The 22,998-nt window shown below is 72.5% G+C and carries 23 protein-coding genes; 11 read left to right on the forward strand and 12 right to left on the reverse strand.

Annotated elements, in window-relative coordinates; all coding sequences use genetic code 11:
- The first annotated feature begins 115 nt into the window (after positions 1-115).
- A complete protein-coding gene (locus INP57_RS28155; RefSeq protein ID WP_200073400.1) occupies positions 116-835 on the forward strand; it encodes a TIGR03089 family protein in 720 nt (239 codons plus the stop codon).
- Positions 836-929: 94 nt separating this feature from the next.
- Here the strand turns inward: INP57_RS28155 and INP57_RS28160 are convergent, their stop codons facing one another.
- Positions 930-1,349, reverse strand: a complete 420-nt coding sequence (locus tag INP57_RS28160) for a DoxX family protein (RefSeq protein ID WP_200073401.1) — start codon at positions 1,347-1,349, stop codon at positions 930-932.
- A 176-nt stretch (positions 1,350-1,525) separates the two neighbouring features.
- Between INP57_RS28160 and INP57_RS28165 the strand changes: the two genes are divergently transcribed.
- From INP57_RS28165 to INP57_RS28185, 5 genes are all read left to right on the forward strand, one after another.
- Positions 1,526-2,308, forward strand: a complete 783-nt coding sequence (locus tag INP57_RS28165) for a thioesterase family protein (protein WP_200073402.1) — start codon at positions 1,526-1,528, stop codon at positions 2,306-2,308.
- A 343-nt stretch (positions 2,309-2,651) separates the two neighbouring features.
- Positions 2,652-2,768 carry a lasso RiPP family leader peptide-containing protein gene (locus tag INP57_RS28170; protein ID WP_200073403.1) on the forward strand — a complete coding sequence of 39 codons (117 nt, stop codon included), beginning with the start codon at positions 2,652-2,654 and terminating at the stop codon, positions 2,766-2,768.
- A gap of 15 nt (positions 2,769-2,783) precedes the next feature.
- The gene (locus tag INP57_RS28175) at positions 2,784-4,592 is read left to right on the forward strand and encodes an asparagine synthase-related protein (protein ID WP_200073404.1); all 1,809 of its coding nucleotides are present in this window, start codon (positions 2,784-2,786) and stop codon (positions 4,590-4,592) included.
- Positions 4,570-4,830, forward strand: coding sequence for a lasso peptide biosynthesis PqqD family chaperone (locus INP57_RS28180; RefSeq protein WP_200073405.1), 261 nt, complete (start codon positions 4,570-4,572; stop codon positions 4,828-4,830). Before INP57_RS28175 ends, INP57_RS28180 begins: the two co-directional genes overlap by 23 nt.
- Complete coding sequence (locus INP57_RS28185) at positions 4,827-5,237, forward strand: lasso peptide biosynthesis B2 protein (protein ID WP_200073406.1); 411 nt, start codon at positions 4,827-4,829, stop codon at positions 5,235-5,237. Before INP57_RS28180 ends, INP57_RS28185 begins: the two co-directional genes overlap by 4 nt.
- Before the next feature lie 19 nt (positions 5,238-5,256).
- On the opposite strand, the gene purE is transcribed toward INP57_RS28185, so the two are convergent.
- The 3 genes from purE to INP57_RS28200 all read right to left on the reverse strand — a co-directional run bounded on the left by purE (position 5,257) and on the right by INP57_RS28200 (position 7,966).
- Positions 5,257-5,772, reverse strand: a complete 516-nt coding sequence (gene purE / locus INP57_RS28190; RefSeq protein ID WP_200073407.1) for a 5-(carboxyamino)imidazole ribonucleotide mutase — start codon at positions 5,770-5,772, stop codon at positions 5,257-5,259.
- 109 nt (positions 5,773-5,881) lie between these two features.
- The gene (locus INP57_RS28195) at positions 5,882-7,066 is read right to left on the reverse strand and encodes a 5-(carboxyamino)imidazole ribonucleotide synthase (RefSeq protein WP_200073408.1); all 1,185 of its coding nucleotides are present in this window, start codon (positions 7,064-7,066) and stop codon (positions 5,882-5,884) included.
- 99 nt (positions 7,067-7,165) lie between these two features.
- A complete protein-coding gene (locus tag INP57_RS28200; protein WP_233628525.1) occupies positions 7,166-7,966 on the reverse strand; it encodes a hypothetical protein in 801 nt (266 codons plus the stop codon).
- Between the two features lie 272 nt (positions 7,967-8,238).
- On the opposite strand from INP57_RS28200, the gene INP57_RS28205 reads away from it, so the two are divergent.
- Positions 8,239-10,659 carry a sigma-70 family RNA polymerase sigma factor gene (locus tag INP57_RS28205; protein ID WP_200073409.1) on the forward strand — a complete coding sequence of 807 codons (2,421 nt, stop codon included), beginning with the start codon at positions 8,239-8,241 and terminating at the stop codon, positions 10,657-10,659.
- Positions 10,660-10,783: 124 nt separating this feature from the next.
- Positions 10,784-11,284, forward strand: a complete 501-nt coding sequence (locus INP57_RS28210) for a GtrA family protein (protein WP_200073410.1) — start codon at positions 10,784-10,786, stop codon at positions 11,282-11,284.
- A gap of 40 nt (positions 11,285-11,324) precedes the next feature.
- Here the strand turns inward: INP57_RS28210 and INP57_RS28215 are convergent, their stop codons facing one another.
- The gene (locus INP57_RS28215; protein ID WP_200073411.1) at positions 11,325-12,599 is read right to left on the reverse strand and encodes a sensor histidine kinase; all 1,275 of its coding nucleotides are present in this window, start codon (positions 12,597-12,599) and stop codon (positions 11,325-11,327) included.
- 2 nt (positions 12,600-12,601) lie between these two features.
- Complete coding sequence (locus tag INP57_RS28220) at positions 12,602-13,276, reverse strand: response regulator transcription factor (RefSeq protein WP_200073412.1); 675 nt, start codon at positions 13,274-13,276, stop codon at positions 12,602-12,604.
- A gap of 110 nt (positions 13,277-13,386) precedes the next feature.
- On the opposite strand from INP57_RS28220, the gene hisN reads away from it, so the two are divergent.
- Positions 13,387-14,157, forward strand: a complete 771-nt coding sequence (hisN, locus tag INP57_RS28225; RefSeq protein ID WP_374220986.1) for a histidinol-phosphatase — start codon at positions 13,387-13,389, stop codon at positions 14,155-14,157.
- Positions 14,158-14,176: 19 nt separating this feature from the next.
- On the opposite strand, the gene INP57_RS28230 is transcribed toward hisN, so the two are convergent.
- Positions 14,177-14,512: a hypothetical protein gene (locus INP57_RS28230; RefSeq protein ID WP_295141430.1), complete on the reverse strand. Its 336-nt coding sequence runs from the start codon at positions 14,510-14,512 to the stop codon at positions 14,177-14,179.
- Entirely contained in the window at positions 14,509-15,813 is a 1,305-nt protein-coding gene (locus tag INP57_RS28235; protein ID WP_200073414.1) for a TNT domain-containing protein, read from the reverse strand. Before INP57_RS28235 ends, INP57_RS28230 begins: the two co-directional genes overlap by 4 nt.
- A gap of 192 nt (positions 15,814-16,005) precedes the next feature.
- Between INP57_RS28235 and INP57_RS28240 the strand changes: the two genes are divergently transcribed.
- Entirely contained in the window at positions 16,006-16,467 is a 462-nt protein-coding gene (locus INP57_RS28240) for a MaoC family dehydratase (RefSeq protein WP_200073415.1), read from the forward strand.
- A gap of 1 nt (position 16,468) precedes the next feature.
- Here INP57_RS28240 and INP57_RS28245 read toward each other — a convergent pair whose 3' ends face one another.
- The 4 genes from INP57_RS28245 to INP57_RS28260 all read right to left on the reverse strand — a co-directional run bounded on the left by INP57_RS28245 (position 16,469) and on the right by INP57_RS28260 (position 20,746).
- Positions 16,469-17,419: a hydroxymethylglutaryl-CoA lyase gene (locus INP57_RS28245; protein WP_200073416.1), complete on the reverse strand. Its 951-nt coding sequence runs from the start codon at positions 17,417-17,419 to the stop codon at positions 16,469-16,471.
- The gene (locus INP57_RS28250) at positions 17,416-17,928 is read right to left on the reverse strand and encodes a PH domain-containing protein (RefSeq protein ID WP_200073417.1); all 513 of its coding nucleotides are present in this window, start codon (positions 17,926-17,928) and stop codon (positions 17,416-17,418) included. The genes INP57_RS28245 and INP57_RS28250 overlap by 4 nt, the downstream gene beginning before the upstream one ends.
- Positions 17,929-17,993: 65 nt before the next feature.
- Positions 17,994-18,821 (reverse strand): biotin--[acetyl-CoA-carboxylase] ligase, encoded by an 828-nt coding sequence (locus INP57_RS28255; RefSeq protein WP_200073418.1) that lies wholly within the window; start codon positions 18,819-18,821, stop codon positions 17,994-17,996.
- Between the two features lie 92 nt (positions 18,822-18,913).
- Complete coding sequence (locus INP57_RS28260) at positions 18,914-20,746, reverse strand: glycoside hydrolase family 3 protein (protein ID WP_200073419.1); 1,833 nt, start codon at positions 20,744-20,746, stop codon at positions 18,914-18,916.
- Between the two features lie 276 nt (positions 20,747-21,022).
- Between INP57_RS28260 and INP57_RS28265 the strand changes: the two genes are divergently transcribed.
- Positions 21,023-22,939: a Xaa-Pro dipeptidyl-peptidase gene (locus INP57_RS28265; protein ID WP_374220987.1), complete on the forward strand. Its 1,917-nt coding sequence runs from the start codon at positions 21,023-21,025 to the stop codon at positions 22,937-22,939.
- The last annotated feature ends 59 nt before the right edge of the window (positions 22,940-22,998 follow it).

The following is a 22,998-nucleotide window of genomic DNA, read 5'->3' on the forward strand; positions in this document are numbered from 1 at the left end:
CCGGTCGAACGGGTCCTTCATTCCTCGCGGTACGCGCGGTGACGAGCGCCTTCGCGCCGGTGGGACGCTCGGTCCCCTTCGCCGCGGGCGGCGGGCTACGCCATAAGGTCGCGGCATGAGCGTCACGCAAGCATTGCTCGCACCCATGCTGGCAACCGGTTCCCCGCGCCCGCTGATCACGCACTACGACGACGCCACCGGAGCCCGTGTCGAGCTGTCCCGCGCGACGGTCGCGAACTGGGCGGCGAAGACGGCGAACTGGCTGGTGGACGAGCTCGACCTGGAGCCGGGCACGCCGGTTTCGGTGGCGCTGCCCGCGCACTGGCAGACCCTCGGAGTGCTGCTCGGCTCCTGGTGGTGCGGTGCGCACGTGGTCGACGACCCGGCGGGTGCCGAGGTCGCGTTCGTCCCGGCCGCCGCGCCCGAGTCCGGCGCGGGCGCGCACGTGACCGCCGTGGTGGGCCTGGACGCGCTCGGCGGCCCGGTGCGCGAGCTGCCGCAAGGAGCCGTGGACTACGTCAGCGACATCCGGGTGCACGGCGACGAGTTCAGCCCGCGCCAACAGGTTCCCGGCAGCGCTCCGGCGCTCGTCGGGTCCACAGTGGACGAAGTGCTGGGCGTGGCCGCGGAGCGGGCCGAAGCCCTGGGCATCGGCCCGGACTCCCGCGTGCTGTCCACATTGGAGTGGACGTTGCCCGGCGGGGTCTACGACGGGCTGCTCGCCGTGCTGTCCGCGCGGAGTTCGCTGGTGCAGGTCAGCAACCCGGACCCGGACAAGCTCGCGCAGCGGCGCACCACCGAGAAGACCACTGTGGACCTCGGCGCGGTGCTGTGAACACCGGCGGGCCGGTCGACCACCGGCCCGCCGCAGCACTCCGAACTCCTTCAGACGCAGCGACCCGCCCTGCCGCCCAGCGACTTGGCCGCGCTCAGACAGCTGCGGGCGCGGAGTCCTTCCGCGCGGCGAAGGCCGCCTGCAGGGTGTATTTCGGGCCGCTGAAGCCGAGCGCGAGGCTCACCGCCGCCAGCACCAGCACGTACTCGAAGCCGCCATCGGTGGCGAAGTACGCCCCGGAGTGCGCGGTGACCAGCGCGCCGAGCATCACGGCAGCCAGCAGCACACCGGCGACCGGCAGCAGCACGCCGAGGATCAGCGCGAGCCCGCCGAGCAGCTCGACCAGCGCGGTGAACCAGGCCGCGGCAGCGGGCAGCGGGATGCCCATCTGCTCGAACCCGGCGCTGACGCCGGACATCCCGTTGATCGCCAGCTTCTGGTAGGCGTGCAGCACGAAGGTCACCCCGACGACCAGCCTGGCCAGCAGGGTCGTCAGGTCGCGGTACCGGTGCATCGGCTTTCCTCCCGGGTCGGTGGGCGCCGCCAGCTAAGCATGAAAGTTCAACTAAATCGCTCCCGCGCGGAATCGGATCACACGGACATCGGCGAAATTCCGCCGAAGGTTCGCAGCGGCACGACCGAACGCAGCACGCCTACCCAAAGTAAGCTACCGGCAAGTAGCATTCGGGCGTGCAAGACGAGACCCTCTTCCGGCCCGCGGGCGAGCTGTTCCTTCCCACCGACTCGGCGGGCAATCCGTGGGGCGAACTGACCGGCGGTGGCCCCGTCGCAGGCTTGATCGCCCGCGCCGTGCAGCGCGAACTGTCCGATCCGGACCTGTTCCTCGCACGTCTCACCGTCGATCTGCACCGCCCGGTTCCGCGGCGCACCGGCGTCGCCGTGCACACCAGAACGGTGCGCGAGGGCAAGCGGCTGCGCGTGCTGGAAGTGGTGCTGCACCAGGACGGGACCGAGGTGACGCGGGCACTCGCGCACGTGCTGCGCCGCGACCGGACGGACGAAGCCGAACCCGATGGCGAGATCCCGTTCGCCGGACCGGACGGAATCACCGACGGCACCCTGCTGCCCGCCGGGCTCGGCCTGCGCTGGGGCGTGCACGACGTGATCCAGGTGCGCTGGCTGTCCGACCAGATCTCCGGCAGCCCGAGCAGGGCGTGGATGCGCCTTCCGCTGCCGCTGCTGCCGGACGAGCCGACGAGCCCGCTCACCCAGCTCGCGGTGCTGGTGGACTGCATCAGCGCGGCCAGTCCGGTCGGCGCCCTGTTCGGGCCGTGGATCAACAGCGACATCACGCTGTACCTGCACCGCGAGCCGCGCGGCGAATGGATCGGCATGGAGATCGAGCGCGACGTCGAGCCGACCGGCATCGGCGTGGCCCGTGCGCGGCTGTTCGACGAGCACGGGCCGATCGGCACGGCGCACGAGGCGGTGCTGGAGCACCAGCTGGGTTGATGCGCGATTCGCACACTCTCGCGCATTTCGCGTGCACGATTTCCGGAACGCTCGTTACACGCCTAGTACCACCTTCACCGATTCGGGTCATCCTGCGGAAAAAAGATTGTGCCCGCCGCACGGCGACGCGCACTGTGATCGTCGGCAGAGATCAGCCGAACGCCCTTCGATAGCGCCCGCGAGACCCGACTCTCGGCGCACCTTGCAGGCCCCCGGGCGCGTATCCGGCGCGCGGGGCGGCGTTCGCAGGCACCGGGATCCCGGCGGTCTTGCGGACCACCGGCGATCGCCGGCTGATCCGCTGCCGGGTAGTCGCCGAGAACGTCGTGAAGAGGAGGCCGTCGTGGAGGAGCAAGCCGCACCGGAACCCTACGAACCGCCGGTACTGGTGGAAGTCGGAGAATTCGGCGCGGACGCCGCCGCGGACGGTTCCGGGCAATTCGATGCCTCCGTTCGCTGATCGGCGGAAAATGCGATGAACACGCAGCGCCGAGATTCCGGGTGGGTGGCCCTGCCCGATGCACCGGAGATGCGGGCGGTGGCCGACCGGTTCGATCCGCACGGCCGGATCGTGCTGCCGCACGCCTCCGGGAACCCGTGGCTGGTCGGCCACTTCGCCCCGGACGAACTCGTTCCGGTGGCGCTGGGGCCGGTGCGGGTGGCGCTGGTCGGACGCTGCCCGATCGACGCGGCCCGGCTGGCCGAGCTGGCCCGCGCGGTGCACTCGGTGTCCGATGTGGACGGCATCGTCCGGGCGCTGCCCGGCGGGGTGCACGTGGTGGTCTCGGTGGGCGGCGACGTCCGGGTGCAGGGCGGGATTTCCGGGCTGCGCCAGGTTTTCCACGGCGTGCGCGAGGGCTTCCCGATCGCAGGCGACCGGGCCGACCTGCTCGCCGGGCTGCTCGGCGCGGGCATCGACGACCGGGCGCTCGCGGCGCAGGTGAGCTGCGCGCAACTGCCCCCGCCGCTGGCCGGGCAGAGCATCTGGTCCGGCATCCGCGCGGTTCCCGCGGACAGCTACCTGCGGCTGCTCGGGCACCGGGCCACCGAGGTGCGCTGGTGGCACCCGCCGGAGCCGGAGGTGCCGCTGCGCCGGGGCGCGCGGTTCCTGCTGGAACGACTCGAATCCGCGATGGAAACCGGCGCGGGCGAGGCCGGGCGCGCCGGATCGGAGCTGTCCGGCGGAATGGAGTCGGCCGCGTTGTGCTCGCTCGCGGCCGCGCGGAATTCGGATCTGCTCGCGCTGCGGATGGGAAACGGCGGACGCGAATCCGCGGCGCCGGAATGGCGATCGGCCGAACCGCTCGTGCTGGACGACGCGGAACTCCCGGATATGTTCGCCGAACCGGACGCAGCGGCCGATCCCGAACATCCTTATCCGGGCTGGCGCACCGCCGCCCGCATCCGGTATTCCGCACGAATTCTCGGCGAACGCGGAGTGCGCAGGCATTTCGCCGCGCACGGCGGGGAAGAACTGTTCCACGACGGTCCCGCACATCTGCACGCACTGCTGCGGCACCGGCCGGTCACCGCGCTGCGGCGGCTGCGCGGCTACCGCGCGGCGCGGAATTGGGCGCTGCCACCGACGATTTCCGCGCTGCTGAGCGCGCACGACGTCGGACGCTGGTGGCACGAACAGGCGGATCGGCTCACCGAGCCCTATCCCGACTCGAACGCCCCGCGACTGGACTGGGGAGCCGCCCCGGTACGCGTGGCGCCGTGGGCGAGCGCGGAAGCGGTGAGCACCACGCGTGCGCTGCTGCACCGGACCGCGCGCAAGACCGAGCGGCTGGCACCGGACCGGGCGACGCATCAGCTGCTGTCCGCGCTGCGCACCGGCGCGCCCGCGCACCGCAGGCTCGCCCGCAGCTACGCGGCGGCGGGCGTGCGGCTGGAGCTGCCGTTCCACGACGACCGGGTGGTGGAAGCGGTGCTGGCGGTGCGCCCGCACGAACGCTGCTCCCCGTGGGAGGACAAGCCGCTGCTGGCCGAGGCGATGCGCGAGGTGCTGCCCGGTGCCCTGCCGCGCAGGGCGAACACCGGCGACGGCGAGGCGATCCGCATCGGTTTCCGGCGCAACCGGGCCGCGATCCTGGCGTTGTTCGCCGATTCCGAACTCGCCCAGCACGATCTGATCGACACCGGCGTGCTGCGCAGGCACCTGCTGGCCCCGCACGTCGGCGAGCACACGCTGTTCCAGCTCGACCACCTGCTGGGCTGTGAGAACTGGCTGCGCAGCGCCACCCGAGCCGGGAGAACGGATGTCCCTGCGACTGCGTCCTGACGTGGCCACCACCGACACCGCCGAGGGAACCGTGCTGCTCGACGAGCGCACCGGCCGGTCCTTCCAGCTCAACCGAACCGGCACGCACGTGCTGCGGGGTCTGCTGCTGGGGCAGGACACCGAACACATCGCCCAGGAACTCGCCGAGCGGCACCGGATCCCGCCGCACCGCGCGAAACGAGACGTGGCCACCATCGTGGAACGCCTGCGCAGCGTCACCCTGCTGGAGTCGGCATGAGCCTGCCCGTCACCCTGCCCGTCCGGGAGAACCTGCCGCTGCGCCAACGCGCTTCGGCCTTGCTGGCCGTCGGGCTGGCGCGGTTACTCGTGCTGCTGCGACCCGCGCGACAGCTCAAGCTGCTGCGCTTCGCCCGCCGCCGGGCCGTGCCCGCGAGTGCCACGCAGGCGCTGGCGGCCAGGCGCGACGTCCTCGCGGTGAGTCCGCGCAGCGCCGACTGCCCGCTGCGGCGGTCCATCGCCACGGCGCTGCTGTGCCGCGCGCGCGGAGTGTGGCCCACCTGGTGCACGGGCGTGCGCACCGCGCCGTTCGCGGCGCACGCCTGGATCGAGGTCGACGGCCACCCCGTCGGCGAACCGCACGCGTCGGCGCATTACCGCCGCCTGCAAAGCATCCCGCCGCGCTGAGCGCTCAGCGCCTCGCGGTTCACTGCTCGGTGGCGCGGCTCTGCAGGGCGGCGTGCTTGTCGTGGACCATCGATTCCAAGTCGGACTGGAACCGGGCCATCGCGGTCCGCAAGCGCGTGCCGAGCTCCCCGGAATCCGCGGCGAGCGTGCGGACCGCGAGCAGCCCCGCATTGCGCGCACCGCCGACCGAGACCGTCGCGACCGGCACGCCCGCGGGCATCTGCACGATCGACAGCAGCGAGTCCATCCCGTCCAGGTGCTTCAACGGCACCGGCACGCCGATCACCGGCAGCACCGTCGCCGCGGCCACCATGCCCGGCAGGTGCGCCGCTCCCCCGGCCCCGGCGATGATCGCCCGCAGGCCGCGGTCGGCCGCTTCGCGGGCGTAGTCCAGCATCCGCTGCGGGGTGCGGTGCGCGGAGTACACGCCGACCTCGTAGGGCACGTCGAACTCGCTGAGCGCTTCCCCGGCGGCCTGCAGCACCGGCCAGTCCGAGTCGCTGCCCATGATCACGCCGACCAGCGGCTGCACCATCCCGATCCCTTCCACACGCACACCAACGACGTCGAGTGAACGGACTGTTCGCCCCAATAGATTGGTCGAACGGTCCGTTCGCTCAAAACCTTCCGCCCGGCAGGGCCGCTCAGTGCACGAGGTGGCCGTCGGCCCATTCCCCGTGCGACAGGAAGTGCGCGGCCAGGTCGGCCTCGCGGCGCACCGCGCTCATGTCCTCGCCGAGCACGTTCACGTGCCCGATCTTGCGCCCTGGGCGCTCGGCCTTGCCGTAGAGGTGCACCTTCGCGTGCGGGAATCGCGCGAACAGGTGGTGCATCCGCTCGTCGACGCCCATCTTCGGTTCGGTGGGTGCGCCCAGCACGTTCGCCATGACCACGGCGGGCGCGGTCAGGCCCGTGCTGCCCAGCGGGTAGTCCAGCACCGCCCGCACGTGCTGCTCGAACTGCGAAGTGAGCGCGCCCTCCATGCTCCAGTGGCCCGAGTTGTGCGGCCGCATCGCCAGCTCGTTGATCACCAGGCCGTCGGCGGTCTCGAACAGCTCCACCGCCAGCACGCCGACCACGCCGAGCTCTTCGGCGATCTGCAGCGCCATGTTCTGCGCCTGCTCGCGCAGCTGCTCCGAGGCGTCCGGGGCGGGCGCGAGGACCTGCACGCAGATCCCCTCCGACTGCACCGTCTCGACCAGCGGCCACGCGGCGCCTTGTCCGAACGGGGAACGCGCGACCAGCGCGGCGAGCTCGCGGCGCAGCGGAACCCGCTGCTCGGCCAGCAGCACGGCGCCGGCTTCGAGCAGCTCGGTGACGGTGCGCTGCGCGCTCTCCGGCGTGTTCAGCGTCCACACGCCGCGGCCGTCGTAGCCGCCGCGAGCGGTCTTGAGCACGCAGGGCCAGCCGTGCTCGGCGCCGAACTCCAACGCGTCGGAGACCGAGCGGATCTCCGCGAACGGCGGCACCGGCAGGCCCATCTCCGCGAGCTTGCGGCGCATCACCAGCTTGTCCTGCGCGTGCAGCAGCGCGTCCGGGCCGGGGTGCACGGCGGCACCCGCGGCGACCAGCTCCCGCAGGTGCTCCCCGGGCACGTGCTCGTGGTCGAACGTGACGGCGTCGCAGCCTTGCGCGAACGCGCGCAGCGCGGCCAGGTCGGTGTGGGGACCGATCTGGACGTCCGGCGCGACCAGCGCCGCCGGGTCGTCCGGGGCGGCGGCCAGCACCTTCAACGACTGCCCCAGGGCGATCGCGGCCTGGTGCGTCATCCGCGCGAGCTGTCCGCCACCGACCATGCCGACGACGGGAGTACGAGTGCGGTGGTCCACGGCTACGCAGCTTAAAGACGCCCGCACTGATCATCTCGATGGGGACCGCCGAATGGCGACGTGCGGCACTTTCGCAGCGGCCGAGCGGCTTGCTCGAACTCAGTCCAGCGTGCCGAGCATCGCGCAGGCCGTGGCGTGGTCCTCCGGCAGTGGCTCCTCCTGCACCCGCACCGGCCCGACCGGCCGCAGCGCCGGATCGGCCGCGATCCGCTGTGCGGCCTGCAGCCGAACCTGCTCGCAGCGCTCGGAGAACCGCTCGTCCCGCGGCGCCAGCACCGCAGCCGTGCTCGTGCGCAGCAACGACACCGTCTCACCGGAGTCGAACACCTCCCGCAGCACGTCGGCGGCGAGCACCATGGCCATCATCAGCGGATAGCGGCCCGAAGCCCGCGGCATCTGCACGGACACGCTGATCAGCACGTGGTCGGCGTCCGGGGACCGCCCGGCGGCGCGCGCTCCCCGGTACACCTCGTGCAGCCGGGTCCGCAGGTAGGACGCGGTGGTCAGGCCGGTCAGCGGGTCCTGCACCTCGCGGTCCACGGTGTGCTCGGCCTGCACATCGGCCCAGCCCAGCGCGACCGGCCGCAGCATCGCTGCGGGCACCGCGTCCGGATCGGCCGAGACCAGCCCGTCCTGGTGCGAGCCCGTGCTCACCGCGTGCAGCGCGGCGACGTCCTGCAACGCCTCGGCGAGCCCGACACCGGATTCCGCGCGGCCCGCGCCGAGTTCGCCCAGCGGCTCCGCCAGCTCCGCGCCGGTCGCCACCGCGCGGCACACCTCGCGCACCGCCCGGATGCCCCAGTCGCTCGGGAAGGGCCATCCCGCGGCGAGGCTCGCGGTGCGCCAGCGCGCCCGCAGCGCCCGCTCGCCGCCTGCAGCGCTCCGGATCCGTTCAGTCATCTCCGACCCCCTTCGGCAACTGGGACGACCTGCGGGTTCCGGTATGACGCAAGACTGCCTGCGGCGCCTGCGGAGGAGTCGATCACAATGGTGGGCGGTCGGTTCGCACCGCGTTGGCGGATCGACCTCCGGCACCGCGAATGGTTCGATTGGGCGGTTCTTGCGCTGATCGGCGGTGCCGGTGCGCGGCCGTTCGCCGCAGCGCCGACCGGCGTCTCGCCGAAGGGGCGCCGCGGCGGATCGAGACAGCGGACCACGAAGGAAGGTGCGGCGTGGCCACAGCCCCGGCAGAAGCGCAGGACCCCAGCGACGGGGAACTGATCGAAGCCGTCCGGCACGGTTCCACCGAGGCGTACGGAACGCTGTACGAACGGCACGTGGCCGCCGCGCACAACATGGCCCGGCAGGTCGCCCGCTCCGGATCGGAGGCCGACGACCTGGTCTCGGAGGCGTTCGCGAAGGTGCTCGACGCGCTGCGCGGCGGGCACGGCCCGAGCACCGCGTTCCGCGCCTACCTGCTGACCTCGCTGCGGCACGTGGCCTACGACCGCACCCGCCGGGAACGCAAGCTGCAGCTGGCCGACGACGTCGCGGAGGTCTCCGGGGCGGATCTGAGCGTGCCGTTCAACGACACCGCCGTGGCCGGGCTGGAGCGTTCGCTGGCCGCGCGGGCGTTCACGCAGCTGCCGGAGCGGTGGCAGACCGTGCTCTGGCACATCGAGATCGAAGGGCAGACCCCCGCGCAGGTCGGGCCGATCCTGGGACTCACGCCGAACGGCGTCTCGGCGCTTGCCTACCGCGCCCGGGAAGGGCTGCGGCAGGCGTACCTGCAGGTGCACCTGAGTTCGCTGGATCCCGAGCAGCCGGGCCTGCAAGCCTGCCGCGCGGCGGTCGGCAGGCTCGGCGCGTGGACCAGGGGCGGGCTGTCCCGGCGGGAAACCGCGCAGGTCGATCACCACTTGGACGACTGCGACCGCTGCCGCGCGCTCGCGGCCGAGCTGGCCGAGGTCAACGGCGGGCTGCGCGCCGTGGTGGCGCCGCTGGTGCTGGGCGCCGGTGCGGCCGCCTACCTGGCGGCGGCACCGGCCGCGGGATCGGTCTCGGCTGCCGGGGCCGGTGCGGCGGGTGCGGCTAACGCGGCGAGTTCGGTGCCGCGGCAGGCGATCTCCAGCGGGGCCGCCGCGACCGCGCTGGTGCTGACCGTGCTGCTGGCGCTGACCTCCGGGACTGCCTCGCTGGGGCCGGTCGCTTCCGACCCGCCCGCTCCGCAGGCGGTGCTGCCGCAGCCACCGGCGCCGAAACCCGCGCCACCGCAGCCGCAACGGGCTCCGCAGCCGCAGCCGGAGGCACCGGCGCCGCCCCCGGCGATCCCGGATCTGCACGCGACGGGGCCCGCGCAGCCGTTGGAGCTGGTGCCCGGCGGGCCCGCGGTCGAGCTGCCGATCACCGTGACCAACCGCGGTCAGATGACTTCCGAGCCGGTCACCGCGACGCTCTCGTTGCCGCCCGGAGTGAGCGCCGAGGTTCCGGGGGCGACCACGCAGGCCAGCGGCCCGGCAGGCACCGCTCCGGCGAGCAGCACCGCCCCCGCCAGCACTACGCCCGCCAGCACTACGCCTGCGAGCGCTGCGCCGGCCGGCACCGCTGCGTCCAGCGCGGGTCCGCGAAGCACTGCTCCAGCCGGCTCCGGCTCGGCAGGCATTGCCACCGCACGCGCCGCTCCAGCAAGCACCGGACCCGCGAGCACCACTCCGGCGAGCGCCCGCTCCGCCGCACCGGCCGGCGAGCCGCAGGTTCGTTGCCAGGCGTACGAGGGCGGCGTGCGGTGCACTTCGGATCGCGGTGTGCCGCCGGGTGGCCACCTCACCTTCCGCCTGCGCGTGCAGGCGGCGCCGAACGCTTCGGAAGGCGAGATCCGCGCGCAGATCACCTCCGGCGCCACGATCGACCTGCAGCTCTCCGCGATCCGGGTCCGGCTGGCCCCCGCCGACGGCGTGGACGTGCGGGTCTCCCGCGCGGCGTTCGACGAGGGCCTGTCCGAGCAGGTCGACGATCATCCGCCGGTGCACCTCGAACTGGACGTGCGCAACACCGGCCGCACGGCCGGTCGTGCCGAAGCGATGGCTCGGCTGCCGGAAGGCACCCGCGCGATCGGGATTCCGCCGGAGTGCGAGGTGCACCCGTCCGAGCGGCAGCTGCGGTGCGCCAAGGACTTGCGGCCCGGCGAGTCCTTCGAGGGCGACCTGTGGCTGCTGACGTTCCAGGACGCGCCCGTGGCGGACGCCGAGCGGCAGGTCACCATTCCCGCTCAGGCCACGCTCGGGCAGGCGAGCGACAGCGACTCGCTGACCTTGCGGTTGCGGTATCCGGGAGTGCCACCGAAGCCGTGCCCGGGCATTCCGGAGTTCCCCGGACAGGGCTGGTGGCACTGCTGGTGGCCCGAGCCGCCCGAGTCCCCAGAACCTCCGGAACCGCCCGAGCCACCGGAGCCGCCACAGCCTCCGGAACCGCCCCGGCCGCCGGAATCACCGCAGCACCCGGAACCGCCCGAACCACCGGAACTGCCGGACCTGCTGCAACCGCCGGACGACCCGCCGCAGCAGGAAACCTCGCGGCCGGAACACGACGAGCCGGACGCGCCGTCCGGAACCCGGCCGTGGCCCTGGCCGCTGCGGGACCTGTCCGGGCGGTGACTCACTGCCGCGTGCGGCGGTGACTCACTGCCGCGTGCGGCGGTGACTCACTGCCGCGCACGCGGCGGTCCGCGCCGACGACCGGCCACCGGAAGCGCGCCGACCGCCACGTAAAATTGCCGCCGTGTCCGTCGTCGATTCGGTGCTCACCCGCATCCCGCAGCCGTACCGAAACGTGGCGATCCGGCACCGCGAACTGCTCAAGTTCGCGGTCGTCGGTGCGATCACGTTCTTCGTCGACACCGCGATCTTCTACGGGCTGAAGCTGACGATCCTGGTGCCGAAACCGGTCACCGCGAAAGTGATCGCCGTGCTGGTGGCCACGATCGCCTCCTACGTGCTCAACCGGGAATGGTCGTTCCGCACCAGGGGCGGGCGCGAACGCCACCACGAGGCGGCGCTGTACTTCCTGTTCAGCGGTATCGGGGTCGCGCTGTACGCCGCGCCGCTGTGGTTCTCGCGGTACGCGCTGCACCTGCAGGAGCCCTACACCAGCAGGTTCGTCGAGGAGATCGCGGACTTCACCGCCGCGCAGATCGTCGGATTGCTGCTGGGCATGGCATTCCGGTGGTGGGCGTTCCGGCGCTGGGTGTTCCCTTCCGGCGATTCCGAACAAGACGAATAGCTCGCCGCGATTCGTCTCGGCCGCACGAAACCGGGTGGCCTCAGCGCGGCGTCGACTCGATCTTCCAGGGAACGCCGAGCACGTCATCGGCACGTGCCACCGGCAGGTAGATCTCGAACAGCGCGGGCCGGGCCTTGCTGAGTTCGAGCCGCCCGCCGTCCGCCTCGATCAACGCCCGCGCCAGCGCCAGCCCGACACCGGTCGAGCCGCCCGCGGAGAACCCGCGATCGAACACGTACGGCACCAGCTGGTCCGGAACGCCCGGCCCGGCGTCGCCGACCTCCACGACGACCGTCCCGCCGCCCTCGCGGGCAGCCAGCGTCACCGCTCCCTTGCCGTGCCGCAGGGCGTTGTCCAGCAGCACCCCGATGGCTTCGCGCAACCGGGCGGGCGTCGCCCTGGCCAGCAGCCCCTCCGGCACCCGTTGCCGCAGCGTCCGGCTCTGCGCGCGCAGCAGGTCCCGCCACTCCGTCGCCGCCTCCGCCAGCAACGCCGAGACGTCCAGCGGCTCCGCGTCCCGCGCCCTGGCCGCGGTGGCGGCGGCGAGCAGGTCGTCGAGCACGCTGGAGAGCCGCTCGGCCTGCTCCAGCGCGGCGGTGGCCTCCTCCGAGACCTCCTGGTCCGGCACTTCGGCCAGCGCTTCCAGACGCAGCTGCAAGGCGGTGAGCCTGCTGCGCAACTGGTGCGACACGTCGCCGACGAGTTCCCGCTCCCGCTGCACCAGGTGCGACAACGCCGCGCCGGAAGCGTCCAGCGCGTCGGCCACCCGGTCCAGCTCGGGCACCTCGTGCCGCTTCGGGTCGGCCCGGAAGTCGCCCGCGCCGAGCCGCGCGGCCCGCGCCGCGACGTGCCGCAGCGGGTCGGCGAGCCGCCGCGCGGTCAGCCCGGCGACCACCATCCCGGTACCCGCCGAGATCACCACCAGCAGCAGCACCAGCCCTGCGACCTGGAACTGCTGCGTGCGCACCGGCGCGCTCGGAGCCGACAGCGTGACGGTGCCGCTCTGCACCATCGGCACCCTCTCGGTCAGCGGCGAGGGCCCCGGGTCGGAGCCGTACACGTAGTCCTGCTGCTTGGTGCGCACCACCAGCTGCGCCCCGCGCGGCACCGCCAGCAGCACCGACTCGACGTCGATCGGCCGGTGCGAAGCGACCTGCTCGTCCAGCGAGGTCGCGATCTGCTGCGAGCGGGTGGACAGATCGGCCCGGGTGAAGTCCTCGACCAGCTTCAGCGCGGTCACGCCCAGCGGCAGCCCGAGCACCACGGCCGTGACCGCCACCGCCAGCAACGTCGCCGCCAGGATCCGCCTGCGCATGGTCAGTCCGCGTTGAACCGGAACCCGACGCCGCGCACGGTCGCGATCCGCTGCTCATCGGCGCGGCCGTTGCCGTCGCCGAGCTTCCGGCGCAGCCACGAGATGTGCATGTCCAGGGTTTTGCTGCCCTTGCGGCTGGCTTCCGGCCACACCTCGTGCAGGATCTCCTCGCGGGTGACGACCTGGCCCGCGTGCTGCATCAGCACCCGCAGCAGCTCGAACTCCTTGTTGGCCAGGCCGACCTCCTGCTCGTCGACCAGCACCCGCCGCGCGGTGAGCTCCAGGCGGACCCCGGACGCCTCCAGCGTTTCCGGCGAGCCGCGGCGCAGCAGCGCCCGGATGCGGGCCATCAGCTCGGCCAGCCGGAACGGTTTGGCCACGTAGTCGTCCGCGCCCGCGTCCAGGCCGACCACGAAGTCGACCTCGTCGGTGCGGGCGGTGAGCATCAGCACCGGGATGCCGCGGCCCTGCGCGCGCAGCCTGCGGCACACCTCCAGGCCGTCCATTTCCGGCAGCCCGAGGTCCAGCACCATCAGGTCGATCACGCCGGACGACGCCTCCCGCAACGCGGCAGGGCCGTCCTCGATCACACGCACCGAGTAGCCCTCCCGCTGCAGCGCCCTCGACAACGGCACAGCAATGGCTGGGTCGTCCTCGGCCAGCAGCACTACGCTCACGCTCCCCACCCTAGATGTCCGCCAAGATCAGACTCGTCTCTAGGGAGCGTTCGCCGGGGGGCGGGGCCGCTGCGCCATCGGCGGGCACGATTAAGGTTCCGAGCGTGACGATCGCCGCTGACCTGGAACTCGCGCTGCACCTGGCCGACACCGCGGACGCGCGCACCACCGCCCGGTTCCGCGCCCAGGACCTGGACGTGACCAGCAAACCCGACCGCACCCCGGTCACCGACGCGGACCTCGCGGTGGAGGACGCGGTGCGCGCGGTGCTGGCCGAGCAGCGGCCCGGTGACGAGGTCGCGGGCGAGGAGCGCGGCGGGGACGCCTCGGGGCCGCGCGCCTGGGTGCTGGACCCGATCGACGGCACGAAGAACTTCCTGCGCGGCGTGCCCGCCTGGGCGACGCTGATCGCACTGGTCGAGCACGGCACGCCGGTGGTGGGCGTGATCAGCGCGCCGGCGCTGGGCAGGCGCTGGTGGGCCGCGGTCGGGCAGGGCGCGTGGGCTTCCGGCGGCGCGGGCCCCGAGCGGATCGCGGTGTCGGGCGTGCGGGAACTCGCCGACGCCTACGTGTCCACCACGCACCTGGGCACCTGGGTCGAGCACCACTCGCGGGAGTCCTACCTGCGGCTGGTGGACGCCTGCTGGGAGAACCGGGCGTTCGGCGACTTCTGGCAGCACTGCCTGGTCGCCGAAGGCGCCATCGACCTGGCCGCGGAACCGATCGTGAACCCGTGGGACGTGGCCGCCGCGCAGGTGCTCGTGCAAGAGGCCGGCGGCACCTTCACCGACCTGGACGGGACCGCGGATCACCGCGGCGGCACGGTGCTCACCTCGAACGGCCACCTGCACGCGGACGCGCTGGCCCTCCTGCGGCGCTGATCGCTTCAGGACTGGCGCTTCAGGACTGGGCGGGCGTACCGCTCGGCGGCGTGGCGGGCTCCTGCACGGTCGTGCCGGTGGGCTTCGAGGTCCGGTCGACCGGGCCGATCACGCCGCGCAGCGCCTGCGTCCAGGTGAGCCTGCCGAACAGGTAGAAGCAGGCGACCTGCTCGCTGCTGAACCGCGCCCAGTCGTAGCGGTTGCCCTGCTCGCGCCAGAACACCTCCCAGCCGGGCACGCCGTCGATCTCGGTGCGCAGCAGGCACCAGGCGTTGTCCGCTTCGGCACCGAGCGAGACCAGTTCCGCGGGCACGCCCATCGCCGTGAGCCAGCCGAGCACCGATTCGGTGTTCACTCCGCGCTCCCCTCAGTCGCTTCCTCCCGCGCGGCAGCCGGCTCAGCGCGCATCCGAGCCGTGCCCGCCTCCGTCTCGGCCCGCTGCACGGTCGAACGTTCCAGCCGGATGGTGCCGGTTTCCTCCAACGCCGGGGCGAGCTCCGCGAGCAGGCCCAACGCCACCAGCTCCGCCAACGGGTGCGTGGTCCGGTAGCGGACGCCGCCGCCGCGCGCGCCGAACCACGGCGCGGTCACGGCTCGCCACACCGGCAACGGGTGCAGCACGCGGTACCGGTGGTACGGCAGCTCCAGGTACTCGGGCGGCAAGCTGCGCTCGGTGAACGCCGTCCCCTCCGGCGCAGCGACGCGGCCTTCGCCGTCGCCGAGCTCGTCGAGGACCGTGTCCGGGTCGAGCACGATCGGCTCACCGGCCTCGGTGCAGCCCTCCGGGAACTCGTCGGGCGGCCACCGGTAATCGGATCCGGTGCTGCGGTATTCGCGGTCCCACGCGTGCTCGGACAGTTCGGCCAGCGGCTCGTGATCGGCGGTGAAGTCTTCGGGGCGCGACGCAGCTCCGCGGGCATCCGGCGGGGGAAGTTTCCCGGAGCGCACCCGGGCCAACGCGTCCCGGTCACCGACGAGCTCCGAGCGCGGGTGATCCAGCGGCCCGAAGCGGCGCGCGGCCCCCGGATCGGGCAACTGCCTGCTGGCGTTGGTCTGGGCGACCGGCAGATGGCCGATCGGGAACTGGTGCAGCATGAACGCCACCGTCTCCTTGTGCTCGCCTTGGCGATGCCCGGGAGCGGCGGCCTGCTCGGCGCGCGGCGGCTGCGGATAGGGCGGCCGGTTCGGCGGGTACGGCGCGCCCGGGTACCCGGCCTGCCGAGCCCGGTACGGGGAGCGCTGCCCGACCGCCGGTTGTCCGGGGTGCGGAGCTGGTGCGCCGGGTGCCTGCTGACCGGCCTGATTCGGTTGCCCGCCGGGCTGCCCCGGACGAACCGGCGGTTGCGCGGGCTGAGCCGGCCGGACCGGTGGGCCGGGCGCCCATCCTTGCGGAAATGCGGGCTGTTGCGCGGAGCCGCGCTGCTGCCCACCGCTGCCGGGCCGGCCCTGCCCTGCCGGCGCGGAGGACGACATGGCCGACCACGCTTGATGCAGCGAACGCGGCGCGGTCACCGAAGCCGGGTCCACGCCTTCGACTCTCCAGCCACCTGCCGCGGACCCGGCGGACGACGAACCGATCGACACGGGACCGGTGTGCTCGCCCTCCGCCTGCCAAGCCGGGCCTTTCCCATCCGGCGCGGGAGGTTCGACGCCCATCGGTGCTCACCCCTGCCCTTTCCGCTCACGCCGGTGGTGTCGGTGGCACCGCGCCGGAGGCGATCACCGGAACGACGCGCACCGTCCACCGAATGGTTCCATGCCGCGCCCGCATGATCCGAGCCGGATCGTCCGCCCGCGGATGCCGGGGAGCACCGCCGCAGGGCCTTGGTCGGCTGCGATGATGCGGTCATGGTGGCGATCGCGTACGAGGACCTCACGCCCGGCCGGGTCTTCGACCTGGGCTCGGTGCGGATCGACCGGACGGAGATGGTGGAGTTCGCCCGGCGGTTCGACCCGCAGCCGTTCCACGTCGACGAAGAAGCGGGCAAGCGCTCCGTGCTCGGCGGGTTGTGCGCGAGCGGCTGGTACACGGCTTCGCTGTGGATGCGGGCCTACGTGGATCACGTCGTGGGCGATTCGACCTCGCAGGGCTCGCCCGGTGGCAACGAGCTCACCTGGAGCGCACCGGTGTTCCCGGACGACGAGCTGCGCTTCGGCATGGTCGTCAACAGCAGCAGGCGCTCGCACAGCAAACCCGGGCTGGGGCTGGTGGAGGTCACCGGCACCGCCGATCGCGACGACCAGCGGGTTCTGCGGTTCACCTTCGTCGCCCTGTTCGGCACCCGCGACGCGCCCGGCCAGGACGGCTGAGTCAGCCGGTGAGCGCTCGGACCACGCCGGACGGGCTCGGGCGGCCCAGCTGCTCGGCCATCCAGGCGCTGGTCGCGGCCAGCGCGGCGAGATCCACGCCGTGCCCGATGCCGAGCCCGTCGAGCATCCACACCAGGTCCTCGGTGGCGAGGTTGCCGGTCGCCGACTTCGCGTACGGGCAACCGCCCAGCCCGCCCGCCGAAGCATCCACAGTGGACACTCCGAGCCGCAGCGCCGCGCAGGTGTTGGACAACGCCTGTCCGTAGGTGTCGTGGAAGTGCACCGCCAGCCGCGAAACCGGCACGTCCGCCGCGGTGCACGCCCGCAGCACCGCCTCGACGTGCCCGGGCGTGGCCACGCCGATCGTGTCGCCGAGCGAGAGCTGGTCGCAGCCCATGTCCAGCAGCCTGCGGCCCGCCCGCACGGCCTGCTCGACCGGCACCGGCCCCTCCCAGGGGTCGCCGAACACCATCGACAGGTAGCCCCGCACGGTCATGCCCGCTTCGACCGCGCGAGTCACCACCGGCTCGAACATCGCGAACTGCTCGTCCAGGCCGCGGTTGAGGTTGCGGCGGCTGAAGGCCTCGGTCGCCGATGCGAAGATCGCGATGTCGGTGACCCCGGACTCCAGCGCCCGGTCCAGCCCGCGCGCGTTCGGCACCAGCACCGGATAGCGCACTCCGGAACGGGGTCGCAGCCCGGCCAGCACGTCGGCCGCGTCGGCCAGCTGCGGCACCCACTCCGGGCGCACGAAGCTGGTCGTCTCCACGACGGGCAGCCCGGCCGCGGCGAGCCGGTGCAGGAACTCGAGCTTCACCTCGGCTGGCAGCACGCCCTGCTCGTTCTGCAGGCCGTCCCGCGGGCCGACCTCCCAGATCGTGACCTCGGCGGGCAGCCCGGCCGGCTCCGGCGAGGGCACCCGCATCGGAAGGCCGAGCTCGGGCGCGCTCATCGCTGCTGCTCGCCGTGGTGCTCGTCCACGTCGTCGTTGACCTCGTGGTAGAGCAGGGTGTGCACCCGCTGCACACCGGGGATGTCGTCGAACTCCAGCGGCTCGTCGGAGGCGGACTCGACGATCAGCGTGCCGCAGCCGAGCATCCGGTCGGCCAGGCCCTGGGTGAACCGCACGCTGTTGATCCGCCACATCGGGATGTCCACGCCGGTGCGGGTGAACACGCCCTCGCGGACCATCAGCCGCCGCGAGGTGACCACGAAGTGCGTGGTGCGCCAACGCAGCAGCGGCGCGAGCGTCCACCAGACCACCAGGATCACGCCGACCACGGCGATCGCGATCCACGCGGGCAGGTGCCAGCTGTACTGCCCGGCCATCGCGGCGCCGTACGAACCGGCCCCGACGACCACCAAGAACAGCAGCACCGGGAAGAACAGCATCTTCCAGTGCGGGTGGGTGTGCACCACCACGTACTCGTCCTCACCGAGCAGGCTGTCCGGATAGGCCACCGGAGATCCCTCCCTCAATCACCGCCGCCGATCACGCTACCTTCCCGCGCGCCCTCCGCACGTGATCAGTTGGGGCGAAGGTGCACCACGTCGCCCGCGGAGACCGGTGTGCTGGCACCGTCCACGCCGCGCACCACCAACCGTCCCGACGGGTCCACGTCGGTGGCAACGCCGCGCAGGTCCTCGGTGCCCAGCTCGACCCGGATCCGCTGGCCGAGCGTGCCGCAAAGTCGCTGGTAGCGGTCCAGCAGGCCACTGGCCAGCACGTCCCCGTCCCGTTCCCGCCACTGCCGGTCAGCATCGGCGAACGCGCGGAGCAGGGCGACGGCGAACTCCTCGCGGTCCACCTCGGCACCCTGCGCTGCCAGCGAGGTCGCGGGCAGCCCGCCCGCGCCGTGCGGCAGATCTGCGGCCTGCTGGTGCACGTTGATGCCCATGCCGAGCACGATCGCCATCCCGTCCGGCGCGGCGACCCCTTCGGCGAGGATGCCCGCGGCCTTCTGCCAGCGGTCGGCGTCGCCGAGCAGCAGGTCGTTCGGCCACTTCAGCTTGGCGGTGAGCCCGAACATCGCCTGCACCGTCTCGGCGAGCGCGACTCCGCCGATCAGCGGCAGCCACGCGATGGCCTCGCGCGGCACGGTGGACGGCCGCAGCAGCACGCTGACGTGCAATCCCTGACCGCGCGGGGAAACCCAGCCGCGGCTCAACCGGCCGCGCCCGGCCTGCTGCTCCTCGGCGAACAGCACCGTCCGGTCCGCCGCCCCGCGCCCGGCGGCCTGCACCAGGTCGGTGTTCGTCGACCCGGTCACGGTGACCACGTCCAGCGCCGAGTACGGGCCGTCTTCCACGAGTCGCTTGCGGAGGTTGTCGGCATCGAGCAGCACGGGCTCCATGCGCCCAGATTACGAGCACGCTCGACCGGGTCGTGCGCGACCTGGGCATCGGCCGGTTGCGCGCTCGTCGCCGCAGCAGTGCCGGTGCGAGGTCAGCTCGGGTATCGGAGCCCGAATCCCAGCGGGAACAGGGCGTCCTGGCCGTCGCCTTCGTTGATCGGCTGCTGGTCGAACGAGCGCATCCAGCTCATCGGCAGCTTCCCGGTCGGGTTGTGGTCGCCGAACAGCACGTCGGCCACCCCCTGCCCTTCGGACCCCGGCAGCCAGGACGCCAGCAGCGCGTTCCAGCCGTCCAGTTCACCGGCGACGTCCAGCGGCCGCCCGGAGACGGTCAGCACGACCACCGGGACGCCGGACTCGCGCAGCTTCGCGATGGTGGCGAGGTCTTCGTCGTCGAGACCGAGCCCGTCCGGCCGGTCGCCCTCGTACTCCGCGTAAGGGGTCTCACCGACCACCGCCACGGCCGCCTGGTAGCTGTCGTCGACGCCTTCTCCGTTGCGGGAGTAGTCGACCTGCGCACCGGGCGCGGACCGCCGGATGCCCTCGAGGATCGTGGTGCCCTCGGTGACGTCCCCGCTCCCGCCCTGCCAGGAGATCGTCCAGCCGCCGCTCTGGTTGCCGATGTCGTCGGCGTTCTTGCCCGCCACGAAGATCTTGCCGTCCTTGGCCAGCGGGAGCACCCCGTCGTTCTTGAGCAGCACCTGCGACTCGCGGACCGCTTCGCGCGCCAGCGCCCGGTGCTGCTCGCCGCCGACCTCGGGAAGGAGGTCGCGCTGGGCGAACGGGCGCTCGAACAGGCCGAGCTCGAACTTCTTGGTGAGGATGCGCCGGTTCGCGTCGTCGATGCGCGTCATCGGCACCCGGCCGGATTCCACCTCGGCGCGCAGGTAGTCCAGGAACTTCTCGTGCCGATCGGACATCATGATCATGTCCAGCCCTGCGTTGACCGAGGCGCGCACCTCCTCCGGCGTGAAGTCCTCCCGCCCGTCGATCTTGTCGATGGCGTCGTAGTCGGAGACCACGATGCCGCCGAAGCCGAGCTCGTCCTTGAGCACGTCGGTGACGAGGTAGCGGTTCGCGTGCAGCTTCACGTCGTTCCAGCTGCTGTAGGAGATCATCACCGAACCGGCGCCGCGCTCGATCGCCTCGCGGAACGGCGGCAGGTGGATCTCGCGCAGTTCCTGCTCGCTGATCTCGGCGTTGCCCTGGTCGTCGCCGCCGGTGGTGCCGCCGTCGCCGACGTAGTGCTTCGCGGTCGCCAGCACCGAGGACGGCGAACCGCCCAGGCGCTCGCCTTGCAGCCCGGTGACCGCGCTGCTCATCGCCGATGCCTGCTGCGGCGTCTCGCCGAAGGATTCGTAGGTGCGGCCCCAGCGGTCGTCGCGCGCCACGCACAGGCAAGGTGCGAAGTCCCAGTCGATGCCGGTGGCGGCGACCTCTTCGGCCGTCGCCGCGCCGATGCGCCGCACCAAGTCCGGGTCCGCGGTCGCGCCGAGCCCGATGTTGTGCGGGTAGATCGTCGCGCCGTGCACGTTGTTGTGGCCGTGCACCGCGTCCACGCCGTAGAGCAGCGGAATTCCCAGCGGCGTGGCCAGCGCCGCGCGCTGGTACTCGTCGTACATGTCCGCCCAGGCTTCGGCGGTGTTCGGCTCGGGCGCGGAACCGCCGCCGCTGAGCACCGAGCCGAGGCGGTACTGCGCCGCTTCCTGCGGCCCGGCGGCGACCCGCTCGGACTGCACCATCTGCCCGAGCTTGTCGTCCAGCGACATCCGCGACATCAGGTCCTGCACGCGTTCCGGCACGGGTGCGGCCGGGTCGCGGTAGCCGGGCTGCTCGGTGACCGCGGGCGTGAAACCGGCGGTGAGCAGCGCGGCCGCAGCGAGGCCGGTCACGGTCAGCGATGTCCGCAAACGTCGGCCCCGCATCGATCCTCCTCATCGAGAACGCATGTTCCGGGCGATTCCGCCATTCCGAACGTTAAGGAACGGTTCCCCGCGTTTCTTCCGCCGAACGGCCGCACCGGACTCCGGGAATTTCCCAACCGCATTTCCGCGGACGATCCGCGAGGATCGACCGCTGCACCTGCGAGGACGGCGAACGGTCCTTCTGGAGGAATGGCGGATCATCGGCAGCCACACTTTCGGCCGTGGCCGGGGTGCGCGCGCGGCGCTTAACCTGCCGGAAGATCATCGGAGGTGGCCGTGCCGGAAAAGTCGAAACGGCGGGGCGTGCTGCGCGCGCTGCTGTGCCCAGCCCTGCTGCTGCTCACCGCGACACCCGCGGTCGCAGCACCGGCCGCCCCGGCCCAACCGGAGCCGGTGCGCGAAACGGTGTGGGTGGACACCGGCCTCGACAACGACGGCGACGGCGCGACCGACCGGGTGGCCGCCGACATCGTCCGCCCGCCGACGGACCGGCCGGTCCCGGTGATCATGGATGCGAGCCCCTACTACTCCTGCTGCGGCCGCGGCAACGAGGACGAGCGCAAGACCTACGACGAGCAGGGCCGCCCGCAGGGTTTCCCGCTGTTCTACGACAACTACTTCGTGCCGCGCGGCTACGCGACGGTGCTGGTGGACCTGGCGGGCACGAACCGCTCCGAAGGCTGCGTGGACGTCGGCGGCGAGTCCGACGTGACCTCGGCGAAAGCCGTCATCGACTGGCTCAACGGGCGCGCGAAGGCTTACCAGCGCCCCACCGGCGGCGCCGAGGCGGACGCCGGCTGGTCCACCGGCGACACCGGCATGATCGGCAAGTCCTACGACGGCACGATCGCCAACGGCGTCGCCGCGACCGGTGTGGAGGGCCTGCGCACGATCGTGCCGATCGGGGCGATCAGCTCCTGGTACGACTACTACCGCTCGGACGGCGTCAGCTTCGGAACCGACCCGCGAGGGCTCGCCGAGAGCGTCGAGGAGGGCGGTGGCCGACCGGACTGCGGCCCGGTCAAGCAGCGGCTCGACGAAGGCGCACCGGCCAACGGCGACACGACGCCGATGTGGCGGCAGCGCGACTACGCACCGGACGCGGGCGAAGTCCGGGCCAGCGTGTTCGCCGTGCACGGGCTGGGCGACCTCAACGTCAAGACGATCCAGTTCGGGCAATGGTGGGACGCGCTGGCCGCGCACGACGTGCCGCGGAAGGTGTGGCTGAGCCAGACCGGCCACGTCGACCCGTTCGACTTCCGCCGCGCGGAGTGGGTCGACACGCTGCACCGCTGGTTCGACCACTACCTCAAGGGCGCGGACAACGGCGTCGAGCACGAACCGGCCGCGAGCATCGAACGCGCCCCGGACGAGTGGTCCGACGAACCCGGCTGGTCCGGCGAGACCGCCGCGCCGACCACGCTGCACCCGGCTCCCGGCGAGTCCCCGGGACTGGGCGGGCTCGGCGTCGCGCCCGCGGACGGCCAGGAGTCGTTCACCGACGACGGACACAGCACCGAGTACGACTGGGCCGAGCATCCGGATCAGCCCGCGGCGAACCGGACGCTGTTCACCTCAGCGCCGTTGCAGCAGGACATGCGGGTCGCGGGCACCGGATCGGTGTCGGTGCGCGCGACGCCGGGCACCTCCAGCGCGCACCTGTCGGCGATGCTGGTCGACTACGGCCCGGCGACCACCCGCGACGCGCTGGGACCGGGTGAGGGCATCCGCACCCTGGACACCGAGTCCTGCTGGGGCGCGAACCGCCCCGGTGACGACGCCTGCTACCGGGACACCGAAGCCACGAAGTCCGATGTGGACTACCAGATCGTGGCGCGCGGCTGGGCCGACCTGGCCAACCACGAATCGCTGTCGCAGGAGACCCCGTTGCAGCCGGGGAATCCGTACGAGATGACGTTCCGGCTGGGCACCACCGATCACGTCGTGCCTGCGGGGCACCGGCTCGGGTTGATCGTCGCGGGCACCGACGGATCCACGATCCAGCCTCCCGAGCAGCCCGGACGGGTCGATCTCGGGCTGGCGGGCACCTCGGTGTCGGTGCCGGTCGTCGGCGGCCCCGCGGCCGCGACCGCGGCCGGCCTGGCGGAGCAGCCCAGCAGCGCCCCGACCGTGCGGCCGGACCGCACCCCATCCCGCCCGACACCCCGCATCAACGGCGACATCCCGGAGTGAAGGACTCCGTCGCCGCGATAGGCCGAGCGACGGCCCCCATCGCTCACCTCCCATCCACA

The sequence above is a fragment of the Saccharopolyspora galaxeae genome, assembly GCF_016526145.1.
In the GTDB taxonomy this organism is placed as follows: Bacteria; Actinomycetota; Actinomycetes; order Mycobacteriales; family Pseudonocardiaceae; genus Saccharopolyspora_C; species Saccharopolyspora_C galaxeae.